This window comes from Cytobacillus eiseniae (assembly GCF_017874625.1).
GTDB lineage: Bacteria > Bacillota > Bacilli > Bacillales > Cytobacillaceae > Cytobacillus > Cytobacillus eiseniae.
In genome coordinates this window covers 325,434-349,787 of the sequence record NZ_JAGIKZ010000001.1, presented here as the reverse complement: position 1 = coordinate 349,787, position 24,354 = coordinate 325,434, and the positions used below count along the sequence as shown (strand labels likewise).

21 protein-coding genes are annotated in these 24,354 nt (G+C 35.3%); 6 read left to right on the top strand and 15 right to left on the bottom strand.

Annotation, left to right across the window (positions count from 1 at the left end; all coding sequences use genetic code 11):
* Window positions 1-11: 11 nt before the first annotated feature.
* Both J2Z40_RS01725 and J2Z40_RS01720 read right to left on the bottom strand, forming a co-directional pair.
* Window positions 12-1,316 (bottom strand): DEAD/DEAH box helicase, encoded by a 1,305-nt coding sequence (locus J2Z40_RS01725; protein ID WP_066394294.1) that lies wholly within the window; start codon window positions 1,314-1,316, stop codon window positions 12-14.
* Between the two features lie 157 nt (window positions 1,317-1,473).
* On the bottom strand, window positions 1,474-2,130 hold the full coding sequence (locus J2Z40_RS01720; RefSeq protein WP_066394297.1) for a spore coat protein: 657 nt from the start codon (window positions 2,128-2,130) through the stop codon (window positions 1,474-1,476).
* Between the two features lie 149 nt (window positions 2,131-2,279).
* Here J2Z40_RS01720 and J2Z40_RS01715 point away from each other — a divergent pair, with 149 nt between their 5' ends.
* Complete coding sequence (locus J2Z40_RS01715) at window positions 2,280-3,413, top strand: zinc-dependent alcohol dehydrogenase (protein WP_066394303.1); 1,134 nt, start codon at window positions 2,280-2,282, stop codon at window positions 3,411-3,413.
* 135 nt (window positions 3,414-3,548) lie between these two features.
* Here the strand turns inward: J2Z40_RS01715 and J2Z40_RS01710 are convergent, their stop codons facing one another.
* The gene (locus J2Z40_RS01710) at window positions 3,549-6,116 is read right to left on the bottom strand and encodes a helicase-related protein (protein WP_066394306.1); all 2,568 of its coding nucleotides are present in this window, start codon (window positions 6,114-6,116) and stop codon (window positions 3,549-3,551) included.
* 177 nt (window positions 6,117-6,293) lie between these two features.
* On the opposite strand from J2Z40_RS01710, the gene J2Z40_RS01705 reads away from it, so the two are divergent.
* Complete coding sequence (locus tag J2Z40_RS01705) at window positions 6,294-6,824, top strand: YceI family protein (protein ID WP_066394308.1); 531 nt, start codon at window positions 6,294-6,296, stop codon at window positions 6,822-6,824.
* A gap of 103 nt (window positions 6,825-6,927) precedes the next feature.
* Here J2Z40_RS01705 and dacB read toward each other — a convergent pair whose 3' ends face one another.
* The 9 genes from dacB to J2Z40_RS01660 all read right to left on the bottom strand — a co-directional run bounded on the left by dacB (window position 6,928) and on the right by J2Z40_RS01660 (window position 15,554).
* Window positions 6,928-8,406, bottom strand: coding sequence for a D-alanyl-D-alanine carboxypeptidase/D-alanyl-D-alanine endopeptidase (dacB, locus tag J2Z40_RS01700; RefSeq protein ID WP_066394310.1), 1,479 nt, complete (start codon window positions 8,404-8,406; stop codon window positions 6,928-6,930).
* Window positions 8,407-8,472: 66 nt separating this feature from the next.
* A complete protein-coding gene (locus J2Z40_RS01695) occupies window positions 8,473-8,793 on the bottom strand; it encodes an MGMT family protein (protein WP_083953897.1) in 321 nt (106 codons plus the stop codon).
* Between the two features lie 91 nt (window positions 8,794-8,884).
* Window positions 8,885-9,403, bottom strand: coding sequence for a mismatch-specific DNA-glycosylase (locus J2Z40_RS01690; protein WP_066394317.1), 519 nt, complete (start codon window positions 9,401-9,403; stop codon window positions 8,885-8,887).
* Between the two features lie 65 nt (window positions 9,404-9,468).
* Window positions 9,469-9,906, bottom strand: a complete 438-nt coding sequence (locus J2Z40_RS01685) for a peptidylprolyl isomerase (RefSeq protein ID WP_066394324.1) — start codon at window positions 9,904-9,906, stop codon at window positions 9,469-9,471.
* Window positions 9,907-10,191: 285 nt separating this feature from the next.
* Window positions 10,192-10,383, bottom strand: coding sequence for a hypothetical protein (locus J2Z40_RS01680; protein WP_066394326.1), 192 nt, complete (start codon window positions 10,381-10,383; stop codon window positions 10,192-10,194).
* Between the two features lie 166 nt (window positions 10,384-10,549).
* Window positions 10,550-12,619, bottom strand: coding sequence for a transglycosylase domain-containing protein (locus J2Z40_RS01675; protein ID WP_066394327.1), 2,070 nt, complete (start codon window positions 12,617-12,619; stop codon window positions 10,550-10,552).
* A gap of 229 nt (window positions 12,620-12,848) precedes the next feature.
* A complete protein-coding gene (locus tag J2Z40_RS01670; protein WP_066394332.1) occupies window positions 12,849-14,108 on the bottom strand; it encodes a glycoside hydrolase family 18 protein in 1,260 nt (419 codons plus the stop codon).
* A gap of 112 nt (window positions 14,109-14,220) precedes the next feature.
* Complete coding sequence (locus J2Z40_RS01665) at window positions 14,221-14,799, bottom strand: TerD family protein (protein ID WP_066394333.1); 579 nt, start codon at window positions 14,797-14,799, stop codon at window positions 14,221-14,223.
* Window positions 14,800-14,972: 173 nt separating this feature from the next.
* The gene (locus tag J2Z40_RS01660; protein ID WP_066394337.1) at window positions 14,973-15,554 is read right to left on the bottom strand and encodes a TerD family protein; all 582 of its coding nucleotides are present in this window, start codon (window positions 15,552-15,554) and stop codon (window positions 14,973-14,975) included.
* A gap of 344 nt (window positions 15,555-15,898) precedes the next feature.
* On the opposite strand from J2Z40_RS01660, the gene J2Z40_RS01655 reads away from it, so the two are divergent.
* On the top strand, window positions 15,899-16,570 hold the full coding sequence (locus tag J2Z40_RS01655) for a hypothetical protein (protein WP_066394340.1): 672 nt from the start codon (window positions 15,899-15,901) through the stop codon (window positions 16,568-16,570).
* Between the two features lie 35 nt (window positions 16,571-16,605).
* Here J2Z40_RS01655 and J2Z40_RS01650 read toward each other — a convergent pair whose 3' ends face one another.
* Window positions 16,606-18,765 (bottom strand): PAS domain-containing protein, encoded by a 2,160-nt coding sequence (locus J2Z40_RS01650; RefSeq protein ID WP_066394342.1) that lies wholly within the window; start codon window positions 18,763-18,765, stop codon window positions 16,606-16,608.
* A gap of 243 nt (window positions 18,766-19,008) precedes the next feature.
* Between J2Z40_RS01650 and yhfH the strand changes: the two genes are divergently transcribed.
* Complete coding sequence (yhfH, locus tag J2Z40_RS01645) at window positions 19,009-19,146, top strand: protein YhfH (RefSeq protein WP_083953898.1); 138 nt, start codon at window positions 19,009-19,011, stop codon at window positions 19,144-19,146.
* Window positions 19,147-19,387: 241 nt separating this feature from the next.
* Here the strand turns inward: yhfH and J2Z40_RS01640 are convergent, their stop codons facing one another.
* Together J2Z40_RS01640 and J2Z40_RS01635 are read right to left on the bottom strand one after the other, a co-directional pair.
* Entirely contained in the window at window positions 19,388-19,945 is a 558-nt protein-coding gene (locus tag J2Z40_RS01640) for a cysteine hydrolase family protein (RefSeq protein ID WP_066394344.1), read from the bottom strand.
* Between the two features lie 263 nt (window positions 19,946-20,208).
* Window positions 20,209-20,406 carry a hypothetical protein gene (locus J2Z40_RS01635; RefSeq protein WP_066394348.1) on the bottom strand — a complete coding sequence of 66 codons (198 nt, stop codon included), beginning with the start codon at window positions 20,404-20,406 and terminating at the stop codon, window positions 20,209-20,211.
* 457 nt (window positions 20,407-20,863) lie between these two features.
* On the opposite strand from J2Z40_RS01635, the gene J2Z40_RS01630 reads away from it, so the two are divergent.
* Window positions 20,864-22,426, top strand: a complete 1,563-nt coding sequence (locus J2Z40_RS01630) for a diguanylate cyclase (RefSeq protein WP_066394351.1) — start codon at window positions 20,864-20,866, stop codon at window positions 22,424-22,426.
* 316 nt (window positions 22,427-22,742) lie between these two features.
* Entirely contained in the window at window positions 22,743-24,335 is a 1,593-nt protein-coding gene (locus J2Z40_RS01625; RefSeq protein WP_066394353.1) for a M2 family metallopeptidase, read from the top strand.
* Window positions 24,336-24,354: the final 19 nt, after the last annotated feature.

Below are 24,354 nucleotides of genomic sequence, written 5' to 3'. Positions count from 1 at the left end.
ATGACTAATCCTTACTTTCCGCGCCCATTTCTTGCAGATTGTCTTTGGCCTCTTCTCGCTTTTGATGCTTCAGTTTGTTTTCCTCGAGAATTTTTAGACCATTGACTCGGTGTTTTTCTCTTGCTGTTATTTGAAGTTCGTTCTTTTTGAATTGGTGAATGAGTCGCTTTTCTCGTTATTTTCTGTTTTTGCTTCTCTTCCTTTTTCTCCATGCTTTTCTTCGGAATCGTAATCTGTAATTCTTTTTCTATTAACTCAATCATTGCTTTGTCATCATCTGTATAAAATGTGACCGCAAGTCCTTTCATCCCGGCCCTTCCCGTTCTCCCGATCCGATGAACATAGCTTTCAGCATCTTGAGGGATGTCATAATTATAGACATGAGTAACTCCTTCAATATCAAGGCCTCTAGCTGCTACATCAGTTGCGATAAGTAATTGGAAATCAGCTTTACGAAATCGCTTCATAACTTGCTCTCTTTTTGCTTGTGACAGATCACCATGCAACTCGTCACTGTCAAAATCATTTGCCTTAAGAATTTCATTAAGTCTAGAAACCCGTCTTTTTGTACGGCAAAATATGACGGCAAGAAAAGGTTGATGTGTTTCCACTAATGAAATAAGTGTGCCTTGTTTCGCTCGGTCAGTCATATGTATTGCTATTTGTTCTACGTTTTCAGCAGGTCCTTGCGTCTTTTCAATTTGTATATACGCTGGTTTTTTCATATGTTTCGCTGCCAGCTTTTTTATTTCAGCTGGTATTGTCGCAGAAAAGAGTAAAGTCTGTCTTGATGTTGGTGTTTCACGAATAATCTCTTCTACCTCATTTAAAAAACCAATATGAAGCATTTGATCAGCCTCATCTAGAATAAGAAATGACACTTGATCTAATTGAATTGTTTTTCTTCGAATATGGTCTAATAGCCGGCCAGGTGTGCCGACAACAATTTGAATATTTTTCTTTAATTTTTTTAATTGCTTTTCTACATCCTGTCCACCATAAACGGCTAAGACGTCTATATTATCAATATGCTGAACGAGCTTTTCAATTTCATTCGTAATTTGTAAGGCGAGTTCCCTCGTTGGTGTCACAATCAATGATTGAATATAAGAAGCTTCTGAATCAATCTTCTCAAGTATCGGCAAAACAAAAGCTAGTGTTTTCCCTGACCCTGTTTCAGATTGGGCAATTAAATCTGTCCCATTCATAATCATTGGAATTGCTTCTATTTGAATGGGTGTTGGTGTAGCAATAGCAGATTTATGTAAAATCGCTGCTAATGCCTGTGAAATTCCTAGTGATGAAAAATCAGGCAAAAAAACCCCTACTTTCTTTCCTATATGCTTTTAATTCATTTTGCTTGTTTTTCTATAAAATAGCAAATTATATCATGCATGAAAATGAGTAAAAAGGCAATTCCTTTACCATAGGAAATTACCTTTTTTTAATTACTCTTTTTCAGTTTTTATAGTTTTAATGAGCAGTATTTGGGTTTGGTGGTTGTCCGTTCATTTGAATTGTTGCTGGTGCATAAGCATTTAGTAACTGCTGCATGTCTTGATCCGCTAGCTGTGGGACTTGATAGTAATGATGTTTATTTTGATAAATAGACAATTCATAAGCCATTTCAATGCAATTTGGAATCGTATCAGCAATGACCCTTCTAACTACTGGGTTTGTGACTTCAAGTGCTGCCATTGCTTTTGATCCAGCCCCAGCCTTTACTGAACCAAGCATATAGCCAGAAATATTCGCATCTGTTAATTCTGCTGTTGATTGAATCGGTTTCTTCGGTTGGCTTGGTTTCATTCCATAAACAAAATCATTTCCTTCAGTCATCATATACTTTTGTGTTGGAATTGCTGGATCTTGTCCTGTTTTGAAGCAATCAACCACTGTATTATATTCTGTTTTCATAAATTGAGATTGGCGGTCAAGGATTCCAAGAAGCTCTGAATCCTTTACATGTGCACGCAATAACGTATACAAATCTAGTGTGCCAATTGTACCTGATAATACTTCATGAACATCAAATAGTTCGTGTCCTCCATGGTTTTGATGCTGATTGACTGTGCCAGTATGCATATTTTGATGCATTGGTCCTTGACCTTGCTGGTTTTGAAATTGCATATAATCCCTCCTCATAATAAAAATCATAGTTATTTTGCGGATGAAATGATTATTTATTCGTTTTTGTAAAACCTACTAAATTTTTCAAGTGTATGGAAATGTAATTGGTAAATACTATTTTTGGAAAGAGAATGATAGGAGTGTTGGAAATGAAGGCTGTTACTTATCAGGGACCTAAAAAAATGGTTGTCGATAATATAGAAGAACCAAAACTCGAAAAAAATGACGATATCATTGTGAAAATAACGTCCACAGCCATTTGTGGTTCCGATTTACATTTATATCAGGGAAATATGCCGTTGCCACCTGGTTATGTTATCGGCCACGAACCGATGGGCATTGTTGAGGAAGTTGGCCCAGATGTAACGAAAGTAAAAAAGGGAGATCGCGTTGTTATTCCATTTAATGTATCCTGTGGCCATTGTGCCTACTGTGAACAGGACCTAACGAGTCAATGTGATAATTCAAATCCTCATTATGATTCCGGTGGCTATTTTGGGTATTCAGAAAAATACGGTAACTACCCGGGTGGGCAAGCTGAATATTTGAGAGTTCCTTTTGGAAATTTCACTCCATTTCTTATTCCTGAATCATGCGAATTAGAGGACGAATCGTTGCTCTTCTTATCTGATGTACTACCTACGGCTTACTGGAGTGTGATCCATGCTGGTGTTAAAAAAGGAGACACTGTTATTGTACTTGGCTGTGGCCCTGTTGGCTTAATGACCCAAAAATTTGCTTGGATGCAAGGTGCTGAGCGTGTCATTGCGATTGATTATCTTGATTACCGAATGAATCATGCGAAGAGAACAAATCATGTCGAGATTTTTGAGTTTACAAAATACCCTGATATGGGGGAGCATTTAAAAGAAATTACCCATGGTGGTGCTGATGTTGTGATTGATTGTGTTGGGATGGATGGAAAGAAATCACCACTTGAATTTCTTGAACAAAAATTAAAGCTTCAAGGCGGTACTTTAGGCCCGATTCAAATTGCAACAAAGGCTGTAAGAAAAGCTGGAACAGTTCAATTAACCGGTGTGTATGGTGGCAACTATAACCTTTTCCCACTAGGGCCATTTTTCGTTAGAAATATCTCACTAAAAATGGGTCAAGCTCCAGTCATTCCTTTTATGCCAAAGCTTTATGAAAAAATAAAGAATAAAGAGTTTGATCCAACAGATATCATTACACATAAACTCCCTCTAGACAAAGCAAGCCATGCCTATCAAATCTTTAATAATCATGATGATGACTGTATAAAAGTTGTATTAAAACCATGAAATAGCTTTTTCAATTTGTCGTGCATTTTTCCAAGTTCGGAAATCCATAGCATGGATAAGAGATACTTGATTTGGAATTTCAACAAAAACGGTAGCTAATTACCATAGATTAGCTACCGTTTTTGTTTTCTATCCTTATTCCCAGTATCTTCTTCTAGATTGACTATAGTGACAATTATCGCATATTTGGAATTCATGCTCCCATGGGAGTTTTTCTCCACATCGACGACACTTCTTCGTCATATTTTTCACATCTGTTTTTAACCTTTCATGTACATGATCGCTAATTTCCTCCCTTAACCGTTCCCAGTAAAGTGCTTCCACTCGCTGATCAAGACGATATAAAAACAATAGATGGAGGCCGATTGCTTTATAGGATAGCTCCAATTCTTCAAGCGTTCGTTTTTTTATTCTTGGCTCGGGGAGTTCAGTATTGTTTAAGATTGCATACATTGTTTGTTCCCATTGCCAGATTAAATCCGCTTCTTTTTTAGCAAAAGGAAGATGCAGAAATCCATATAGATCAGTGATAGAGAGTCTCGCTTCTATTTCAGTCCCTCGAATCCGATTATACAGCTCTCTCTCTTCAGAAAGAGTAGCTTTTTTCGTTCCATTCGGACTTTCAAATTTCTCCCATAGTTCAAAAAAAGTACCAAGATCATGATAATATTTCTGAAACCGTTCAAATATCGTGTTTGTCGGAGCAACTGAAAAGGTTTGAACGGGTCTATCTTCAGCATCAAGTAGACGTTTCATCGTTCGAATATCAGAAATGAAAGCGACTTTTCCAACATCGTAAATGCCCTTTCTTCCAGCTCGTCCCGCAATTTGCTTTACTTCCTGCGAGGTGAGCAGCCTTCTTTTCGTTCCATCGAACTTTTCATTTTCAAGGAAAACAATGCGGCGAATAGGCAGATTTAAGCCCATTCCGATTGCATCTGTTGATACAATGACTGAAGTTTCTCCATTTATAAAACGCTGCACTTGTTTTTTCCTTGTTTCAGGGGGCATGCTTCCATAAATCATACTGACAGAATACCTGGCATTTTCAAGTCTTGATGCCGTTTCTAGGACTCGTTTTCTTGAAAAACAAATGAGTGCGTCCCCTTTTTTCACCTGATTAATTTTAAATTCTTTTTTCTCCACTTCGAGTGGAATGTCACGATTGTATTCAAATATTTCAATATCGGCCTCTCCAAGTAACTGAAGAATCATCTCTTTCGCACTCCAGCTGCCGATAATATGTACTTCCTTTGCATGCGCCTTTGTAATAGCTTTATACCAGGAAAATCCTCGATCTTTGTCATTAAGCATTTGTGCTTCATCGATAACGATGCAATCATATATTTCCTTTTCATGAAACATTTCAACTGTACACGAAATATGATTTGCGCTTGACACAAGCTTTTCCTCTTCCCCTGTTTTTAATGAGCATGGGGTTCCCTCTTGATTCAGCTTATCATATACCTCTAGTGCCAATAGCCTTAGTGGGGCTAAGTACAAGCCACTATCTGCTGCTTTCATTCGTTCCAATGCATGATGTGTTTTTCCTGTATTTGTTTCTCCGATGTGCAAGGTGTAGCGAATATTTCGTTCAACAGCCGGTCGGTATTCCTGACCAAAAATATCATCAAGCATTCGTTGTTCTGCTGCCTTTTTACGCTCAATTTCCGCATGTTCTTCTGCTATTTTACGTTCTCTGTCTGCAAGCGCCTCTTCATATAAATAACGATGCTCTTTGAAATCAAAAGGAATCGTGGATAGCTTAAGCAAATCAGAAACATATTCCTCCTGAATGATTTCAATCAAATCATTTGCAACGAACCCATATTCAAAATCGAGAATACGTTCAATCATCGACTTTGAAATAGATTCAGAAAAGACTCTCTTATAGTCATCGTTAATCGTTTCAGGAAGTTGCTCAATGACGATTTTCGGTAGAATCTCTATTAAGTATTCAGCAATCAACCTCTCATATCGATCATAATACGTTTCATATTCAAAATAATTTCTTCCTTCATGAATCGTTTTATGAATGTCACCTGTAAGCTCGTTAAAAAAGCTAGATACTGTTAAAAATGCGTCCTTTTCGAAAGCACCAATTTCCTCCAGTCTTTCTTCTAAGGCAAATGTGTCAACTGGAGCATATCTTGTTCGAGATTTCATATCTGATGCAAGCTGTATGCCTGTAAATTGTCTAATATGTAAATAGAGAAGCTCTTCATTCTTTTCTATAATCTCAATTGCCGTTTCTTCAAGCATATCTTGCAATCTGTACATTTCTTTTCGCAGGAATTCTTCCTTTTCTTTCCGAAGAAAATCAATTCGTGCATTCTCATATTGATTCCTCCAGTTTTCATTCGCATTTCTATACTTTTCATTAATCCAAGCATATGAGTTAAATGGGTGATACGTACGCATTTCATTTCGAAAGGTATGGTTGATTAATTTTCGTGCAACATTTTCAGTTTCAAACCCTTTTTCATTTAAGTAGTGAATTTTTTCTTGTTTTGAAATATTATTTGTTGCTTTATTTAACCAGACATTTACCCAAATTTGTTCAATATAGTGACGCCGTTCAGATAGATAGTCTTCAATTAAAGGAATTTCCTCGCTTTTGCCAAGATAAAGATTCAAATCCTCCATAATTTTTGTTTTCGTATGATTGATTGCATCTTTATGAATTTGTTCGATTAGCTTCATTCTTTTATCTCCTTCAAAAACCATTTGCTTCTTCTATAGTGTATCACTTGAGTAAATCATAAATCAGATTTTATTAATTTTTTGTTGACAATTGAATTAATCCTTCCTATAATTTATTTAGAATTAAGTTATCTCGAATTCAAATAAAATGATTTCAAACAAAATGGAGGAAGAAAAATGACTAATACTAAATGGGCAATTGATTCAGTTCACAGCAGTGTAGATTTTTCAATCAAACATATGATGATCGCAAATGTAAAAGGTTCTTTCAACAAATTTGATGCAGTAATTGAAGCAAACCCTGCAGATTTAACGACAGCAAACATCGAATTTACGGTGGATCTTGCAAGTGTGGATACAAGAAATGAAGATCGTGACAACCATTTACGATCTGCTGACTTCTTTGATGTTGAAAATCATCCAACTATGACATTCAAATCAACTAAAATTGTCAGTAATGGGGATAATGAGTATGATTTAACTGGTGACTTAACAATTCATGGTGTAACAAAATCTGAAACATTTACTGTTACTTATGAAGGATCAGGAAAAGACCCATGGGGAAATGAAAAGGTTGGATTTACAGTGGATGGCGCAGTTAAACGCAGCGATTATGGTTTAACATGGAACTCAGTACTAGAAACTGGTGGCGTACTTGTTGGTGATAAAGTGAAAATTAGCTTAGATGTTCAAGCTGCGAAGGCATAAGCAAATAGTAGAAAGCCACAAAATACTTATATGCGATTGATTTTACAAAAATACAGCGGCTAAAAATAGCCGCTGTTTTCATTTTTCACGACTCCCCAAAAGCCTATTGCTCTGCTAAGAGAACGACAATTCGATCTTCGATTGCTTTGCCTTTTTCCGCTTCTAATAAGTTATTTAAGATAATTGAAAAAATTAGTCTTTCGCCATTTTCTGTATCAATATAACCAGATAATGAACTAACGGTTGCTAACGAACCTGTCTTTGCTCTAACACGCCATTGAGCAGGTGTGTTTATCATCCGATTTCTTAGCGTCCCACCGAGCATTCGTTCAGGTGCTCCGCTTACTGGAAGTGAGTGTAAAAAGGTGTGAAACCATGCCTCTTTTTGAATAGCAAATAGAAAGCTTGATAATTCATTTGCAGGGATTAAATTCACATGTGATAATCCCGAACCATCTCTAAGGACGAGTAATTCAGACTGAACACCAAATTTTTGTAACTGTGCCTTTAGTACCTTAATCCCTTTATCCCAGCTTCCTTCTCCATAGACGACTTTTCCTAATTCTTTCACTAACATTTCTCCAATTACATTATTACTTAATTTCATAAAAGGAATAAGAATTTCAGATAAAGGTTCGGATTCAATCCTTTTTAACATCCGAGACTTTTCAGGTGTTTTCCCCGTACTGACATCCCCGGTTAATTGAATATCATGTTTTTCAAGTGATTGTTTAAATAGCTGGAGTGCATATTGAGTCGGGTCCAGGACAGCAACCCACTCCTTTATGCGCTTGGAATTCTTGGGAATCTCCCCTGTTACGATAACGGTGTTAGAATTATGCTCTCGTGTAATATTAATCGTCTTCTTTTGCTCATCAGCAACAGTACGCGCATGATTTTCTACTTTCATATGATTTGTCTGGGGATTCATTTTGATGGATGGTTTTTTGCCTATAGCATCACTTGGTTTCACTTCAACAATTATGCTCCCTGCATCATAATCCTCATTAGGTGATACAGTTAAAGCAGAAATAGCACCACCATAATAATACATTTGATCCTTCATCGTTAAATCTCTAGAATAGCGAAGGTCATCATACCAGGAATCATCTCCAACTAGATCACCATTAATCTGATCAATCCCTGCATTTTTTAGTTCTTTTGCGATTTCGTCAAAATCAGCATGTAATAAAGTCGGATCTCCCATTCCTTTTAAAAATAAATGGCCGTTAAGCACTCGTCCTGTCATCGAACCATCAGTTAATATCTCCGTTTTAAATGTGTATTTTTCTCCTAATACAGAGAGTGCTGCTGCTGCTGTAAATAGCTTTAAATTCGATGCAGGCTTTAAGCGAGTATCTCCGATTTTTGAATAGATTATTTCTCCGTTTGAGGCATTTCTAATACTGATTCCTGCTATAGCAACCTTTAAATCAGGTTCATTACTAATCAGGTGATTTAATTGTTGAGTAAGTTCGATTGTTCCCTCTATTGCTTTCACATGGAAATGAGTAGAAGTGGGGAATGAACAGGTGATGAAGATGAATAGTGAACAAATTATGAAAAAACTTTTTTTCCGCATGCAAACCAGCCCTTCCAAAATTTTGGAGTGGCTAACTAGTATAGTCAAGTATGAGCAGAAACATAACTAACTTTTCTTTTCATCAGGGAAATATTGAAATCTTTGTAGCACTATTCTCCCGTCCATTTGAATTTCAACTCCTTCACTTTCTAGTGAAAGCTTTTGAATCGAATACAATTCATCATCTTTCAGCCCGATTTCTCCCTTACTATTGATAACACGATGCCATGGGAGATGATACTTTTCGCTCATTGAATGCAGAATTCTAACTACTTGTCTTGCCCCTCTTGGACTGCCTGCAAGCCTTGCAATTTGTCCGTATGTCATTACTTTGCCAGCAGGAATACTTTTAATTACTTCCACTGCTCTTTCTGTAAAACTTTTCAATAAACTTGGCTCCTTTTCTCCTTTAAAAATGGGAATCTACTAGCGAGTTCATACTGTCTATAAAAGGGATAAAGTAAGATGTTCTGATCCTTTATTCAATATGATTTTCTCTTAAAAGGACGGGAATTTCTGCATAAATGTTTATTACATCCTCTAGCTTCATTCTCACAAGTCCACTAGATGAGGGTGCAACGAAATCAATCATGCCAGCAACTACCGGATTCTCCTGCCTTCCCCAAGGGATTGTTCGGTTACGGCTAAATTCTTGGTATACACCTTTCCCCACATAGCAAATTATCTTTGGTTTGTAGAATTCTAATTTCCTCTTTAATTCTTCTCTACCGATTTGATATTCTTCTTTTGTAATTTCATCAGCTGCCTTTGTTGGTCTTGATACGATATTTGTAAGGCCAAACCCGATGTTAGGGAGCATATAATCCTCGGTAGCATTGTACATTCTTGGTGTTAATCCGGACTTGTAAAGTATTTTCCAAAATCGATTATTTGGGTTAGCGAAATGATGTCCGGTCTCTGCTGAGCGAATACTAGGATTGAAGCCGACAAATAACAAATCAAGATTTTCTTTTAAATAATCTTGAAGCGGGTTCATAGAACATTCTCCTATCTACTAAAGGTAATCAAAAAAGGAGCCAATTATGGCTCCTCAAAAATAGATTATGCCTCTGTTATTTCAACTTTCTCCATAACATCGCCATTTGTCATTGATAAAACAGTTTCCATTCCTGATGTTACTTTACCGAATACCGTATGTACACCATTTAAATGAGGTTGTGGCTGGTGAACGATAAAGAATTGGCTTCCACCTGTATTTCTGCCTGCATGTGCCATTGATAATGAACCAGCTTCATGCTTATGAGGGTTGCCTTCTGTTTCACAATTAATCGTATAGCCTGGACCGCCGGTGCCTGTTCCACTTGGGCATCCGCCTTGGCTAACAAATCCAGGAATTACACGGTGGAATGTTAATCCATTATAGAACCCTTCATTTATAAGCTTTTCAAAGTTAGCAACTGTTCCTGGTGCTACATCTGGATATAGTTCAAATTCAATCTTTTCTCCGCCTTGCATCAATATGTATCCCTTTTTTGCCATATCAATCATCTCCTACTTTTAAGAATCAGCTTTAATAATAACATTAATACCGACTCAATTAAAAGTAATTGCTATTTATTTTCACTAACTAAATAGTTCCATGAAAAATAATAAGATAAATAATATTAAACTATAAAATCCAATATTTAAGAATAAGGTTGTTAATCCAAACTTGAAATTATCTAGATTTTTTTTAGTTGTTCTTATTCGCATCGAACCACCATCCTTATATAGAATAGTAACGAAATCGAATAATTTTGACAATATTCCGATGAGAATTAGTAATCAGAATCTCTTATTTTGCTGCTTTTTCATTACTGCAAAGGATTTTTCGATAATATCTGTCAGAACATCACCTTTATAAATTCTTCCTAGCTTTGTGTTTTGTTGATAATAATTGACAATTTCATCAAGCATTCTTGAAGTTTCAAGTGAAATTCGAACATTTAATTGGACCTTCTTATCCTCTTCGTTCATGATTTATCCCTCCTATTTTCTTAGGGTGCTAGTAAAGTGTATCATTATGATAGCAATCTGATAGCTGGTGCTAACATTGTGCTATCATTGTTCATTTTAATTATAACATACACAAAAAAATGGGAGAATCATGTCTTTCTTAGCAGACATTTGATTCTCCAGCTATTTAATCATTTATCATTTTTCCCCATTTCTCTATAAGAAAATCAGCAAATTGATCAATTTCTTCTATTACATCCATGAATTTCTCTTTCCATTTTGGAAGTTCTTCTTGGAACTTTTCTGCTGAATCTTTAATTGTACGCTCCACTTCCTCTTTCGTTTTCTTTCTCTCATTCTTTTCATTTATTGATTTAGTAGAGAAATCCTCCTGTTCAATGTAAGGTAATGATTGCGTGATGATTTCTTTAAACAATGGAACAACTGTTTTTGAACTGCTGCTAGATAAATAGTGTTCGCGATCGGTCAGATCATACCCTAACCATACTGCTCCAACAATATTTGGTGTGTATCCAACAAACCATTGATCCTTCGTTCCATTGATATCTTTATATGGGAGTTGTGTCGTTCCAGTTTTCCCTGCTAGATTCACTCCATCAATCTTTGTTCCTTTGCCAGTACCCGATTCAACTACATTAAGTAACATAGAAGTCATTTGATTCGCAACTTTTTTTGATGTCACTTTCACAGTTTTTTTCTTTCGTTCAACGATAATATTTCCTGTCGGACCAACAATTTTTGTTATCAGATGGGCATCATGCTTTTTCCCACCATTTGGGAAAGTCGAATAGGCTTCCGCTAATTTCATAGGTGAAATTCCTTTATGCATGCCTCCTAAAGCAATTCCTAAATATTCATCCTCATCCTCTAGCGGAATACCAAATCGGTTAAGTGCGTCAAGCCCCTTTTCAAGCCCTATTTGATCGAGCAGCCATACAGCTGGAATATTTAATGATTCCTCAATCGCTTTATACATGGTCACATTCCCCGAATACTCTTTTGTCGCATTCTCAGGACTATAATTATCAAATACAATCGGTTCGTCCTTTAAAATGGATGATTCATCATAGCCTTCCTCCAATGCTGGAGTATACACAGCAAGCGGTTTTAATGTTGAGCCAGGCTGCGCCTTAATATGAGTTGCACGATTAAATCCGCGGAAGACATAATCTCCTCGACCTCCGACAAGTGCACGAACCCCTCCAGATTGAGGATTTAAAAGCACTGCACCACTCTGAACAAGCATGCCATTTTTGCCTTTTGGAAATAGAGAATCCTTTTCATATACTTTTTCTAAAGATTCTTGAAGATTTTGATCTAATTCAGTGTAGATTCGATATCCTCTAGTGAAAATTTCCTCTTGGGTAAGTCCATATTGATTAATAGCTTCATCAAGCACAGCATCCACATAATAAGGGTAACTTCTTTCAATATAGCTCCCACTGCCTTCATTCAATTGAATTTTATCAGCAATCGCTTGTTCATACTCGCTTTCACTTATCATGTTATGTTCCTTCATCTTTCCTAACACAACATTTCTACGTTCCAGCGCACGATCATAATGCTTAAAGGGATCTCTTGCCGATGGGGATTGCAATAATCCAGCAAGCATAGCAGATTCACTGATTGTTAAATCTTTTGCATTTTTATTGAAGTATTTATTAGCAGCTTGTCCAATTCCCCATGCACCGCTGCCGAAATACACCTGGTTCATATACATTTGGAGGATTTCATCTTTTTTATAGTTTTTTTCAATTTCTACTGCCAAGAAAAGCTCCTCAATTTTTCTGCGATACGTTTTTTCTGAAGAAAGCAGTGCATTCTTTGTCAACTGTTGGGTAATCGTACTTCCGCCACCCGTAATTCTTCCAGCAAAAATATTTTTGAAAAAGGCACGTGCAATCCCCTTAATATCAAACCCATTATGATCGTAAAAGCGTTCATCCTCAATCGCAACAATCGCATTTTTTACATAATCAGGCAGTTCTTCAATCTGAATGCCTTCAGATCTGTTTGTAGCTAGATTACTTGCCACGTCTTCATTTTTATCATAAATAACGGTTGATTGCTTTAATCCGTCCTTTAATGTTTCTACGTTTGCAGTTGCAGCAATAAAAGCAAAAAAGAGGATTGTAAATAATAAAAGTGTGAGTAAAATGAGCAGCAAAATTTTCGTCAGATGCCTTTTCCTCCAAAAACGTCGAATAGCTTCCCAAATTTTTTTCAGTTGTTCCATAAAATCTCCCTACTTATTTCTTATCGTTCTATCTATATATTAAACGATATGATAAAAAAAGGTTACATTTTCATTGCATTATTGATAATTAATATGTTATTATAATTTATGCGATGAGCTAATTGCGTAAGACGAATGACAGCCTATAAATGGAAATGCACGATGTGGCGTGCAGTCAATCGCCGCAATACGTAAAAAGACGCCTAATTGGCGTCTTTTTTATATTATTTTATAAAATTGTAAATTGACTATCCATATAAGCCCAATTTTGCGGAAATGCTAGGCTTAACTGCCAATAGGTAGTTCCTAATAAGTTGTACTGATCAATTAGCTTATATTTTTCACTAAAGCTGCGGATATCGTCAAACCAAACAATATGTTCTTCTGTCCCATTCCAATACGTATACCATGGTGTTGCAGCTTGTTGGTCATATCTGATGATTGAACCTGATGTGATGGCCAAATTTTGCGCACCTAAAAGCGAAAAAGCTCTCGTTTTATTATCACTTATCCTCCAATCATACCCATATAAAGGCAGGGCTATTTGCAATTTCTGTGGTTCAATTAAACTCGTCGAATACTTTATAACTTCCTCCATCCACCCAATTGGCGAAACTGGATTCGGTGGTCCTGTTGGGTATCCATAGTCGATTGTCATAACTGCAACCATATCAGCAGCTTCCCCAATTGCTTCATAATCATATGCACCAATAATTCGATTTGTTGGGATATCTTCCGTTTTTGCATGGACATTTACATGTAGGATATACTGTCCAAGTGCATTTTTTAGTTCATTAAGAAATAAATTGAAATCATTTCTTCTTGCGGGAGGGATAAATTCGAAATCTATGCTTACACCTCCATATCCTTTCTCGTTAATGAAATTTAGCAAACTATTAATCAAATTTTGTCGATAAAAGGGATTCTCCAGAACTTGCCCGATGAGCTCCGAACTAAATTCTTCATTTAGAAAATTCCTAATCATTAATAAGGGAATAACATTTAAATTTTTGGATGTTGCTAGAATTTGCGTATCATTCAATAACTGATATACGTATCCCTCGTTTGTTAATGAATAGGAAACGACTGCTAGATACGTGAGATTATTGGCCATTTGATTGAATTGTGGAAGAAAAGCTTCTGTTGAATATGGAACAAAGAAGCCAAGCGTTGTCATTGATGGTTTTATCGGGGACGGGATCGTTATTTTTTGACCAATCATTAGTTTATTTGGATGAATCCCAGGATTAGCTAAAAGAATGAGATTTACAGTCGTATAATATTTACGTGCTAATTTCGATAACGTATCTCCATTTGAAATGATAACGGATCGAATAGGTAAGCGATTATCCGGAATATATAGCGCCAAGCCAGGAATAATGAAATTCATATTCAGTTGATTGGTATTTATTATCGTAGGAATCGACACTTGATAAGTTTGTGAGATTGACCATAAAGAATCACCTTGCTTCACAATATGAATCGCCATACTTCACACCTCATTTTTTCAGTGCTTTTTATAGTTTATGGTCCATTCTCTTCTTAATAGTACTTATATAGATAAAAAGGAGCCATTTTAATTGTAATGGCTCCTTCACTAATTATACTTGTAATCCGTAATTTCGGCATAATGAAGCCAAACCACCAGAAAATCCGCTGCCAATTGCATTAAACTTCCAATCATTCCCATGTCGATATAATTCACAGACGACTACTGCCGTTTCAATTGAAAAATCTTCACCTAAATCAAAACGCAATAATTCTTGGTTAGTAGCATTATCGACTAAGCGAACGAATGCATTGGATACTTGACCAAAATTTTGCATGCGTTGTTCAGCATCATGGATTGTTACAGTTATTCCGATGCGATGGACACTTGCAGGAATTTTGGTGAAGTCAACTACTAATTGCTCATCGTCTCCATCCCCTTCACCTGTACGGTTATCTCCCGTATGAATAACAGATCCGCTTGGATGTTGAAGATTATTATAAAAAATAAAATCAAGATCATTTTGGCATTTATTATTTGCATCAACAAGAAAAGCTGAAGCATCTAAATCAAAATCTTGGCCACCTTGATACTTATTCGTATCCCAGCCAAGACCGATTATCGCCTTAGTTAATCCAGGATTTGTTTTTGTTAAGTCTATTCTTTGACCTTTTGATAATTGTATTCCCATCGATAACCCCTCCATCACCTAAATATAAAATTAGCCAGGCAGTGGACTAATCTACCTGGCTTTATATCTCTGTTTAAAGGACATTAAGTCCCCTGCTTCTATGTTTTAAGGAATGGCAATAAGATTTCATTGACATACTTTAAAACACATTTAAGTTGTATAAAGTAATTTGGTTATCCTACATTTAAGCCAAAGTCTGTAGCGATACGTGCTAATCCGCCTTGGTAGCCAGAGCCAACAGCAGAGAATTTCCACTCACCATTATGACGGTATAATTCACCAACAATAACAGCTGTTTCGATTGAGAAATCTTCTCCAAGATCATATCGGATCACTTCTTCATTTGTTTCTTCGTTTACGATACGAACAAATGCATTAGAAACTTGTCCGAAGTTTTGTCCGCGGCTTTCTGCATCATGAATCGTAATAACAAATGAGATTTTTTCAATGGTAGCTGGAACAGCGCTTAGATTAACCTTTACTTGCTCATCATCGCCGTCTCCTTCACCTGTACGATTATCACCAGTATGTACAACAGATCCATTTCCGCCTTCTAATTGATTATAGAAAATAAAATCTTTATCAGAAGCACATTTGCTAGACGCATCAAGTAAGAAAATACTTGCATCTAAGTCAAAGTCTTGTCCGCCGTCATATTTATTTGTGTCCCACCCAAGCCCTACAATTACTTTTGATAATCCAGGGTTTGTTTTTGTTAAATCAACTTTTTGTCCTTTTGATAATGAAATAGCCATAATCTTTTTCATCCTCCCAAAAAATTATTTTAATAGGAACAAACTTATAAAAGATATCCCTTTCATTACTAGTGTAACGGTTTTACTACTAAGTCGTAAACTAATTACACTCTATCTCTTCTATTATAATAAAAAATTCCCATTGCTGTAAAACTTTTGGATAGGTTTTTATAAATTAGGTTAATTTCAAACACAATGATCATTTAATTTATTGTGCACTTAAAAACAACATCAAATTATCCAGTGAAGAACAAAGCGAATTAGGTATCTGCCTATTAATGCCACCATTTTAACTACATAAACATAGAATAATTAAAAGGTTAAAAAGGAGTGATGTATTCCAGATGTTTAGCAACCGTAATGTTTCACCAAAACTTTTTCATAATCTGCTTGAGTTAGAGGATTTCCCAAATCAAGTTGATTATCGCTATAATTTTCTTCAAGAGGCATTAAAAGAGCAACATAAGATGAACGAACAGATAGCTGAATCATACACCGTAATGGAAAATCTACTATCAAATTCATTTTCCGATGTAAATAATCGCATCAACCATACGTCAGTAAAGCAAAATATGCAATTTGATTCTCTCTACAAAAAACTCGAGAAACAAGAAGCGATCATCCAACTGTTAGTAGAAAAAATCGAAAATGAAAGCTTGATTAATCAAGCAATACTTGATCAAGTATCTGTACAACATCGTTCAACTGAACAGTTAACTGGGAAAATGAATCAATTTGAATTACTCTCAGAAGATATGTCAACTCAATTAAATAAACAACACACACAATATAATGACATTTCTAAACAGCTTGAGGTTCAAGAGATTTACCATACAACTATGATGAATCGATTGGATGAGCAGGAAGCGATTACTCAAAAAATAATTCGTCAACTCGATCACTTGAGAGCCTCACTATTTGAACGCATCGATTTTTTGAGTCAGAAATTTGAGAGCATCGTGAAGCCTGTTCAAAGCTATTTCGTAAAAAAAGAAGATCAGAAAGTCAATAAATAAACAGACAAAAAAAGGAAGGGCTCCCCTTCCTTTTTTCATGCAATTTTTGCTGGCAGTTTGATTGTAAATGTAGTTCCTTTATTAAGCTCACTTTCCACATCTATTTTCCCCGCATGACTTTCAATGATATGGAAACTAACCATTAAACCGAGTCCGTTGCCTTTCTTCTTTGTCGTATAGAAAGGCTCGCCAATTCTTTTCAACTTCTCTGGTGGAATTCCGATTCCAGTATCTTTAATCGATATATGAACAGATTGATTGACAATTCTAGTCTTTATTATTATTTCTCCACCAGTTGGCATTGCTTCCATTCCATTTTTCACAAAATTTATTAATACTTGTTTTAGTCGATTTTCATCACATTCCACTAAAATATCATCATCATTAAATTCAAGTGCTATTTTTATATTTCTCTTCCTTGCCTCGAATTCAAATAATGTGAGCACATTTTTCAAAATGGGAATAATATTTTTCTCAACAAGTACAACTGTTTTTGGCTTCGCCAGCATCATGAAATCTTCGACTATATTATTAACGCGATCGATTTCATCTAGAATTATTTCTAGATATTCTTGACGTTCCGTGTTTGTCTCATCAAGCTGCAGAAATTCTGTATACCCTCTCATTGAAGTGAGTGGATTACGAATTTCATGTGCTACTCCTGCGGCAAGTTGGCCAACTGTCGCAAGCTTATCCTGTCTATGCATAATTTCTTCATTCTTTTTTCGTTCAGTGATATCATTACGAATGGCTAAGTATTGATAGGGCTTCCCTTTTTCATTAATAAATGGAACAATCGTTGTATCCACCCAATATAAAGTCCCATCCTTTGCTTTATTTTGAATTTCACCTTTCCATACTTCTCCACTGCCTATCGTTTTCCATAATTCTAGGAAAAACTCTCTTGGATGGTAACCAGAATTGATTACTGAATGTGTCTTGCCAATAATTTCATCCCTGCTGAATTTTGAAATTTCACAAAATCGATCATTTACATTTGTAATAATTCCCTTCTCATTTGTAAAAGCAACGATCGAGGATTGGTCTAAAGCAAATTTAATATCACTTACTTCTTTAAGCGTTTCTTTTAGATATTTTTCAGTTGTTTTTAATGCGGTAATATCTGTTCGAATGGAGACAAATTGATAAGGAGCTCCTCCTTTTTTAAGGAAGGGGACAATCGTAGTCTCTACCCAATAAAGCTTCCCTTCTTTTGAACGATTACAAATCTCGCCTCTCCAAATTTCACCTGAAGTAACTGTTTCCCATAATTCCTTGAAAAATTCTGGTGAATGTATTCCAGAATTTAATAAATTATGTGTTTTACCAAGAATATCCTCTTTTTGATATTTCGAAATCTCTACAAATTTATCATTTACATACGTAATGACTCCATCAGGGTTTGAAATCGTGACAATAGAGGATTCATCAAGTGCTGACTTAATATCCTGTAAATTAATATTACTAGCAGCAAGCATTTTTGCTGTAATTGTTCTTGATCCAATCAATCCACTTAAAATTAAGATGGAGACGAATACGACAAGATAGATCAAATAAGATTCAGGATTAGGTGTGCTTTGCTCAGTCCCCAGTCGATTTAGTGATGAGGATGCTCTAAGCAGCAGCAAATATCCTTCAACAATGGAGCTAGTAATTAAAAATGCACTAATCGGCATAAGCCAAAACTCATTAAATTTAATTATGCTTTTTGAGTAAAAAAGCATCCAATAGGAAAAAACGAATGATCCAAAAATTAACAAAGTTGAAATTGTAAATAAAATCGGATCAAAAGCAATGTTCATTTTCATCGCATACATGCCAGTTACATGAATGGATAATACAGCAACTGTCATAAAAAAACTGCCAAAAAGCAGCTGACGAAACTTTAAATTTTGATCAATTACACAATAGAAAGCCATTCCAGTAAATGTAATTCCGAATACAAGTGACAGAACAGTTAACGGGATATTATAAGTTGCTGATCCATTCATATTAATCGCAACCATACCAATAAAGTTCATAATCCAAATGCCAACCCCAAGTGAAAAGGTGCCACCTAGGAATAAGAACAATTTATTTCTTTCAGTTGAACGTGTAAGAGAAAATAAATCCAATCCCGTATAGGATGCAATGAATGTCAGAACAATCGCGACAAAAATAAGCATTGGATTGAATAAATGAAGAATCTCGAGCAAAATGTCATCGGCCCCCTCTTCTATAAAAACAATTAACTATAAATAATATCACAACTATGATTGTAATCGAAACCTCTTTTCGTTGGAAGCGAAAATCAGAAATATCTTTATATCCCTTTATTTTTTAAAAAGAGTAAATTTTTAAAATTCTAAATATAAACCTACACATTTTCTGCATTTACCTATATACTGTACTATATCAAAGGTTTTTTATTAAAACTGTACCATATTAGGAGGATTAAAATGTTATTTAAACAAACCATTGAAATGTACAAAGGAATGTCAGGTAGGATTTGCCCAGAATGCGGGAATAAAGCTCATGAGTTGGAAGAAGCATATTTAATGGAATGTGATCGTTGCCTTTCAAAAAAAGGGGAATAAAAAATAAGTGTCTTGTAAAATGCAATGGGCTGGTATCTTGATTATTTGATTGAGAGAGAGGAATGAAATTAGTAAAAAAGTTGCATTTTCCTAGCAACAAGAACAAGATCACATAAATAAACGCAGAGGCTTTGTATGCACCCCCTGCGTTTATCTTGTGATCTCAAGAATCGACATATAGATGACAGTTATTAAAGCTTACTTGTTTTTTGCGTAGTTTATTTTAGACTATATTTTCAACTCATCTAAAGGAATCATGAATTGGATGAAACAAATCTTCCCCTGCATTTCTAACAATTGAGAAATGATCGACATTGTAATGACCATGAAGGGTTTCATTATGATGTTTGATTATTTGTTCCGCACTTAACTCACCACTATCTGTAGTTGAATGTCCATCACCTACTAATGTAACATCCATCCCACTAATCGTTGCTGTTCTAACAGCACTGTCTATACAGTGCTGAGTTTTACACCCCATTATAACTACATGCTCAATCTTTTGTGATTTTAAGTAATTCAGTAATCCAGTCCCATAAAAAGAATTTGTTGCGGATTTATCAAAAATCTTTAAATCTAGAGGTATATTAATTTCTTCATGAAGCTGAAAACCTTTCCCTATTCCTTCAGCTACATCTAAATCCCTCACAAAGACAACTGGAACATGGGAAATTTTTGCTTTTTCAATAACTAAATTAATTTTCTTAATCAGTTCCACCTTATTATAAACGGCATTTTCTTCTTTATTTCCATCGATTAAATCTTGTTGTGCATCAATAACTAACAAAGTTTGTTTCAAATGATTTTCCCCTTTCAAAATTGGGGAAACGCTATATTATTAGTATCTAGACGTTTTCCCACTAGTATTATGCAATCCAATATTTTTTCTGTTTACCATAATATCAACCTCCAAAGTTAAATATTATCTAAACACTACTATCGGAATATTTAGATAGTAATATTTTAACATATTCAGGTTCAAACATCCATGATGCTGCTAAATTGAAATGAATACTATCATCCATCTATTTACCATAAACCTTCTTCATCACTATATAATAATTAGTTTTGTGTTTGTCTATTTTTCACCTTACTCCAACCGAAATAAATGAAATAACTAACTATAAGTGGGATAGCACCGTATACACTATTTCCCGAAGGCAAATAAATGAACAATGCTATCGATAAAATAAAGGCAGGTACCATTAGCCACAACCATACTCTAACTCTTTTGTTTTTAAGATTTAGCTCAAATTCCATTTTACAACCCCCTATTTTAACCTATATATGTATTAATTCCATTTGAACAGTATCTTGACCTTCTTTAGGAAACCTACCCGTTAGCCATCTTTATAGCGAATGATTGTAGCTACACCAAAATAGGAGAAAATTATTTCAAATGAACATATATTTTTTTAATCTAGTCAATTCAATACATAAGCCAATGAATTATGAGTTTCTTCATTTTTTTTGGCTTCTTTCATATTGTCTTTTGGTTTTATAGCCCGGCAAGGAATGCTGCATAAAGAACATTTTTGAATTAGACCGAAAAGCTTTACCTAGTAAAGATTTCTTAAAATTGTAACAATTATAGAATAGGAGAAATATACATTGTTTTCTTTTTCCTGTAAAATACCTACGAGGAGTATTCTAAAAGAAGGTAATCTTTCTTTTATTTGCGACTTTTACCTTTTAATTGAAAAAGAAGGAGTCCATCGTGAATTCATTGTTAACCGCATATATCACTCTAATTTGTACATCAGGAGTACTCAATCTATATTTATGTATACATGTATTTATAAATAGGCATCGTTATAAAACGATTGCATATATTTTTATTTTTTATACTTCTTTTATTGCTATTTATTGTTTTGCCTCTGCTTTAGGTTTAACAGGAACAACACTTGAACAAATAAAGTTTTGGACCATCATACAATATATCGGCATGCCTATTTCTTCTCCTCTAGGATTATTGTTTATCATGCAGTATCTTGGAAAGAAATTAACAAAAATAAGAATAATCGCTATTCTTGCCATCCCTGTGATTAGTTTTGTTATGGTAGCTACAAATGATCTTCATCATTTACATTATAAGGTATTTCAAATTGATCCGGTATTAGGCGCTCCTTATATTTATCAAGAGATTGGAATTTGGTATGCCATTCATGGAGTTTACACATTTGGCTGCATGTTTGTTGCTTTTTTACTCGTACTTTCCCGTTGGAGAGAAACTGCAAAGATTTATCGTGTGCAGTTGGTCGCATTACTGTTAGGTCAATTGATTCCCATGCTAACAGCTTTTCTTTATTTAATTGGAGTCACTCCTAAAGGAATTGACCCAGTTCCAATGGTTTTATGGTCGGCTTCGTTATTATATTTATGGGCAATTAACTCCTCTCGAATGTTTACGATCATGCCAATTGCTAAAGATGCTATTTTTAATAGTATCAATGACGGGGTGATCGTTTTGGATGAATCCCATCAACTTATTGAATTTAACCAGGCATGTCAGAGGTTGTTTCCAAAGCTAAATAAATCAGCGCTAGGAATAGGTTTTAATCAAGTTTATTTTGAAATATCAGGTGAATCCGTTCCTTTCAATTTAGAAGATTCTATAGGAACTCAAGAAATACAATTAGGTGACAATCGGGAAAAACGGATTTATCAAGTCCGTACTTCTTTATTGCAAGATCGTAAAGGTTTATTAATCATTTTTACGAATATCACTGAGATTAAAACATTACAAGTAAAATTAGAACAACAAGCATACAGTGATGAACTTACACAGATTTTTAATAGACGAGCTTTTTTCGAAAAATGTAATGCAGAGTTTGCAGCAGCGAATAAGGAATCATCTCCATATACAGTTGTTTTAATGGATATTGATTATTTTAAAAAGGTGAATGATACTTACGGTCATCCAGTCGGAGATCAATTATTGATTCATATTGCTAAATTATGCCAGTCACAGATGAATAAAGAGATGCTGTTTGCTCGATACGGAGGTGAGGAGTTTGTTGTCGCATTAAAGGGTAGAACAGCATCTGAGAGTAAAAAAATAGCCAATCAATTACGAAAGATTATAGAGTCACGTCCCCTTCCTACTCCAGAAGGAGACATTTCCGTTACTTTAAGCTGTGGAGTTGCTGAGGCAACAGAAAAAGACGAAACTCTATATCAACTTTTGAATAAGGCAGATAAGGCTTTATACGAAGCTAAAGGAGAAGGACGTAATCAAGTCCGAGTCTATACAGGTGTGGAGAACAGAATTAAATGTTGATAAAAAATACAGTAAAAGCAACCACCTTTTATTCATTAGAAAGATTGGTTGCTTTTTTTACTTCTTATATAACCGCACTAAGGTTATTACTTCTATACCCGAATTGTCTCTTCAAATTATTCAGTAATATAAAGTACAATTTTATATATCGTTTCAAAGTAATAAAAATACTCCTTGATTTAATTTAAATTCCCCTTATCGTATATAAATGACTTTTTAAATATTTTATAAGCTTTTAAAGGTTTAAGAAAACCTTTAACGAATTGTTAATAATGTTACTATTGTGATACTTAGTTATAGAAAGGTAGCGATAAAAATGGAAACACTCCAAACATTTCTAAAAGATATCAATGCCCAAATGCAAGTATTATCTAAAGATGGAGCTCAAGCAAGCTGGATGGCTCAAACAACTGGGGATCCTAAATGGGCTGCTAAATTAAGTGAAGCTGAAACTAGGTACAAACTTTTATTCTCTTCAAAAGATTCATACGAGAAAACAAAACAATTTCTAGCAACGGAAAACGTAACCGAGATTGAAAAGCGTCAGCTTCAACTTCTACTAAGCGCAATGGAAGGGAATCAACTCCCTGAAGAAGTGATTGCTGATTTATCAAAACGCTCTTCTGAACTTAATTTATTATTTAACACATACGAGCCTGTTGTGGATGGCAAGAAGTATTCTGCCAATGATATTCGAGAGATATTGGTTAATAGTGATGACCAAGAATTACGCAAAAAAGTATGGTTTGCAAGTAAGGAAGTTGGTAAAGTCGTAGAAAAAGGCCTGCTCGAGCTTGTGAAAAAGCGCAATGAAGCTGCCCAACTACTCGGGTTTGATAACTATCATCAAATGGGCTTTGCTCTGCAAGAACTTGATCGTGACGAGGTATTCGCTATTTTCAACGAACTTATTGTCCAATCAGATGAAGCCTACCGCTCGATGAAGAAAGAACTCGATGAACGTTTAGCAACTAAATTTGGAATTAATCCTGAGGATATACGCCCGTGGCATTATGTCGATCCTTTTTTCCAAGAGGCACCGCCATCTGATTCAACCAATCTGGATCCTTTTTACAAAGGGAAGGATATTGTCCAAATCACAACAGATACGTTTAATTCTATGGGAATCGAAATAGATGACCTCTATGCAAAAAGCGATTTGTTCCCTAGAGAAAAGAAAAACCCAACAGCCTTTTGCACAGATATTGATCGCGAAGGTGACGTTCGTGTCCTTTGTAATTTAACGGAAGATGCGTATTGGATGGAAACAAACCTGCATGAGTTTGGCCATGCGGCTTATTTCAAATATGTAGACCCTAGCCTTCCATTCGGATTACGTACAGTAAGTCATACGTTAACAACCGAAGCAATCGCGATGTTATTTGGAAAAATGGGAAAAGAGCCACGTTGGTTAAAGCGCTTCTTACAAGTTGATGAAGCAACAGTAAATGAGCTTGCCCCTGAATTAGAAAAGTACCAACAGTTACAAATGCTCATTTCAGTAAGATGGATTATTACCTTTGTTTTTTTTGAAAAAGAACTGTACGAAAATCCCGATCAAGATTTAAACGCTTTATGGTGGAAAACAGTTAGTGAAGTTCAGCTAGTCACTCCTCCTGATTCAACTGATAATCCCGATTGGGCTGCAAAAATTCATTTTACACTCGCACCTATTTACTACCAAAATTATCTACTTGGAGAATTAATGGCAGCACAGCTTCATCGTCATATTGAAACGGAAATTTCTCCTGAATTTTTCACAAAAGAAACGGGAGAAATGCTCATCAAACAATTTTTCAAACCAGCTGCCCTTTATCACTGGAATGAAAAAATTAGCCGTGTAACGGGTGAAAAATTAAACCCTATTCACTTTGTTGATGTTTATTGCAAAACTCAGGTGAAAAATTAATTAGTGGAAAAAAGGATCG

Coding starts and splice junctions, on each gene's coding strand:
- yhfH (WP_083953898.1), top strand. CDS start 19,009: ATGTTATTTAAACAAACCATTGAAATGTACAAAGGAATGTCAGGTAGG.
- J2Z40_RS01705 (WP_066394308.1), top strand. CDS start 6,294: ATGACTAATACTAAATGGGCAATTGATTCAGTTCACAGCAGTGTAGAT.
- J2Z40_RS01715 (WP_066394303.1), top strand. CDS start 2,280: ATGAAGGCTGTTACTTATCAGGGACCTAAAAAAATGGTTGTCGATAAT.
- J2Z40_RS01675 (WP_066394327.1), bottom strand. CDS start 12,619: ATGGAACAACTGAAAAAAATTTGGGAAGCTATTCGACGTTTTTGGAGG.
- J2Z40_RS01635 (WP_066394348.1), bottom strand. CDS start 20,406: ATGGAATTTGAGCTAAATCTTAAAAACAAAAGAGTTAGAGTATGGTTG.
- J2Z40_RS01660 (WP_066394337.1), bottom strand. CDS start 15,554: ATGGCTATTTCATTATCAAAAGGACAAAAAGTTGATTTAACAAAAACA.
- J2Z40_RS01685 (WP_066394324.1), bottom strand. CDS start 9,906: ATGGCAAAAAAGGGATACATATTGATGCAAGGCGGAGAAAAGATTGAA.
- J2Z40_RS01710 (WP_066394306.1), bottom strand. CDS start 6,116: ATGAAGCTAATCGAACAAATTCATAAAGATGCAATCAATCATACGAAA.
- J2Z40_RS01625 (WP_066394353.1), top strand. CDS start 22,743: ATGGAAACACTCCAAACATTTCTAAAAGATATCAATGCCCAAATGCAA.
- dacB (WP_066394310.1), bottom strand. CDS start 8,406: ATGCGGAAAAAAAGTTTTTTCATAATTTGTTCACTATTCATCTTCATC.
- J2Z40_RS01670 (WP_066394332.1), bottom strand. CDS start 14,108: ATGGCGATTCATATTGTGAAGCAAGGTGATTCTTTATGGTCAATCTCA.
- J2Z40_RS01655 (WP_066394340.1), top strand. CDS start 15,899: ATGTTTAGCAACCGTAATGTTTCACCAAAACTTTTTCATAATCTGCTT.
- J2Z40_RS01690 (WP_066394317.1), bottom strand. CDS start 9,403: ATGAACCCGCTTCAAGATTATTTAAAAGAAAATCTTGATTTGTTATTT.
- J2Z40_RS01680 (WP_066394326.1), bottom strand. CDS start 10,383: ATGAACGAAGAGGATAAGAAGGTCCAATTAAATGTTCGAATTTCACTT.
- J2Z40_RS01720 (WP_066394297.1), bottom strand. CDS start 2,130: ATGCAATTTCAAAACCAGCAAGGTCAAGGACCAATGCATCAAAATATG.
- J2Z40_RS01665 (WP_066394333.1), bottom strand. CDS start 14,799: ATGGGAATACAATTATCAAAAGGTCAAAGAATAGACTTAACAAAAACA.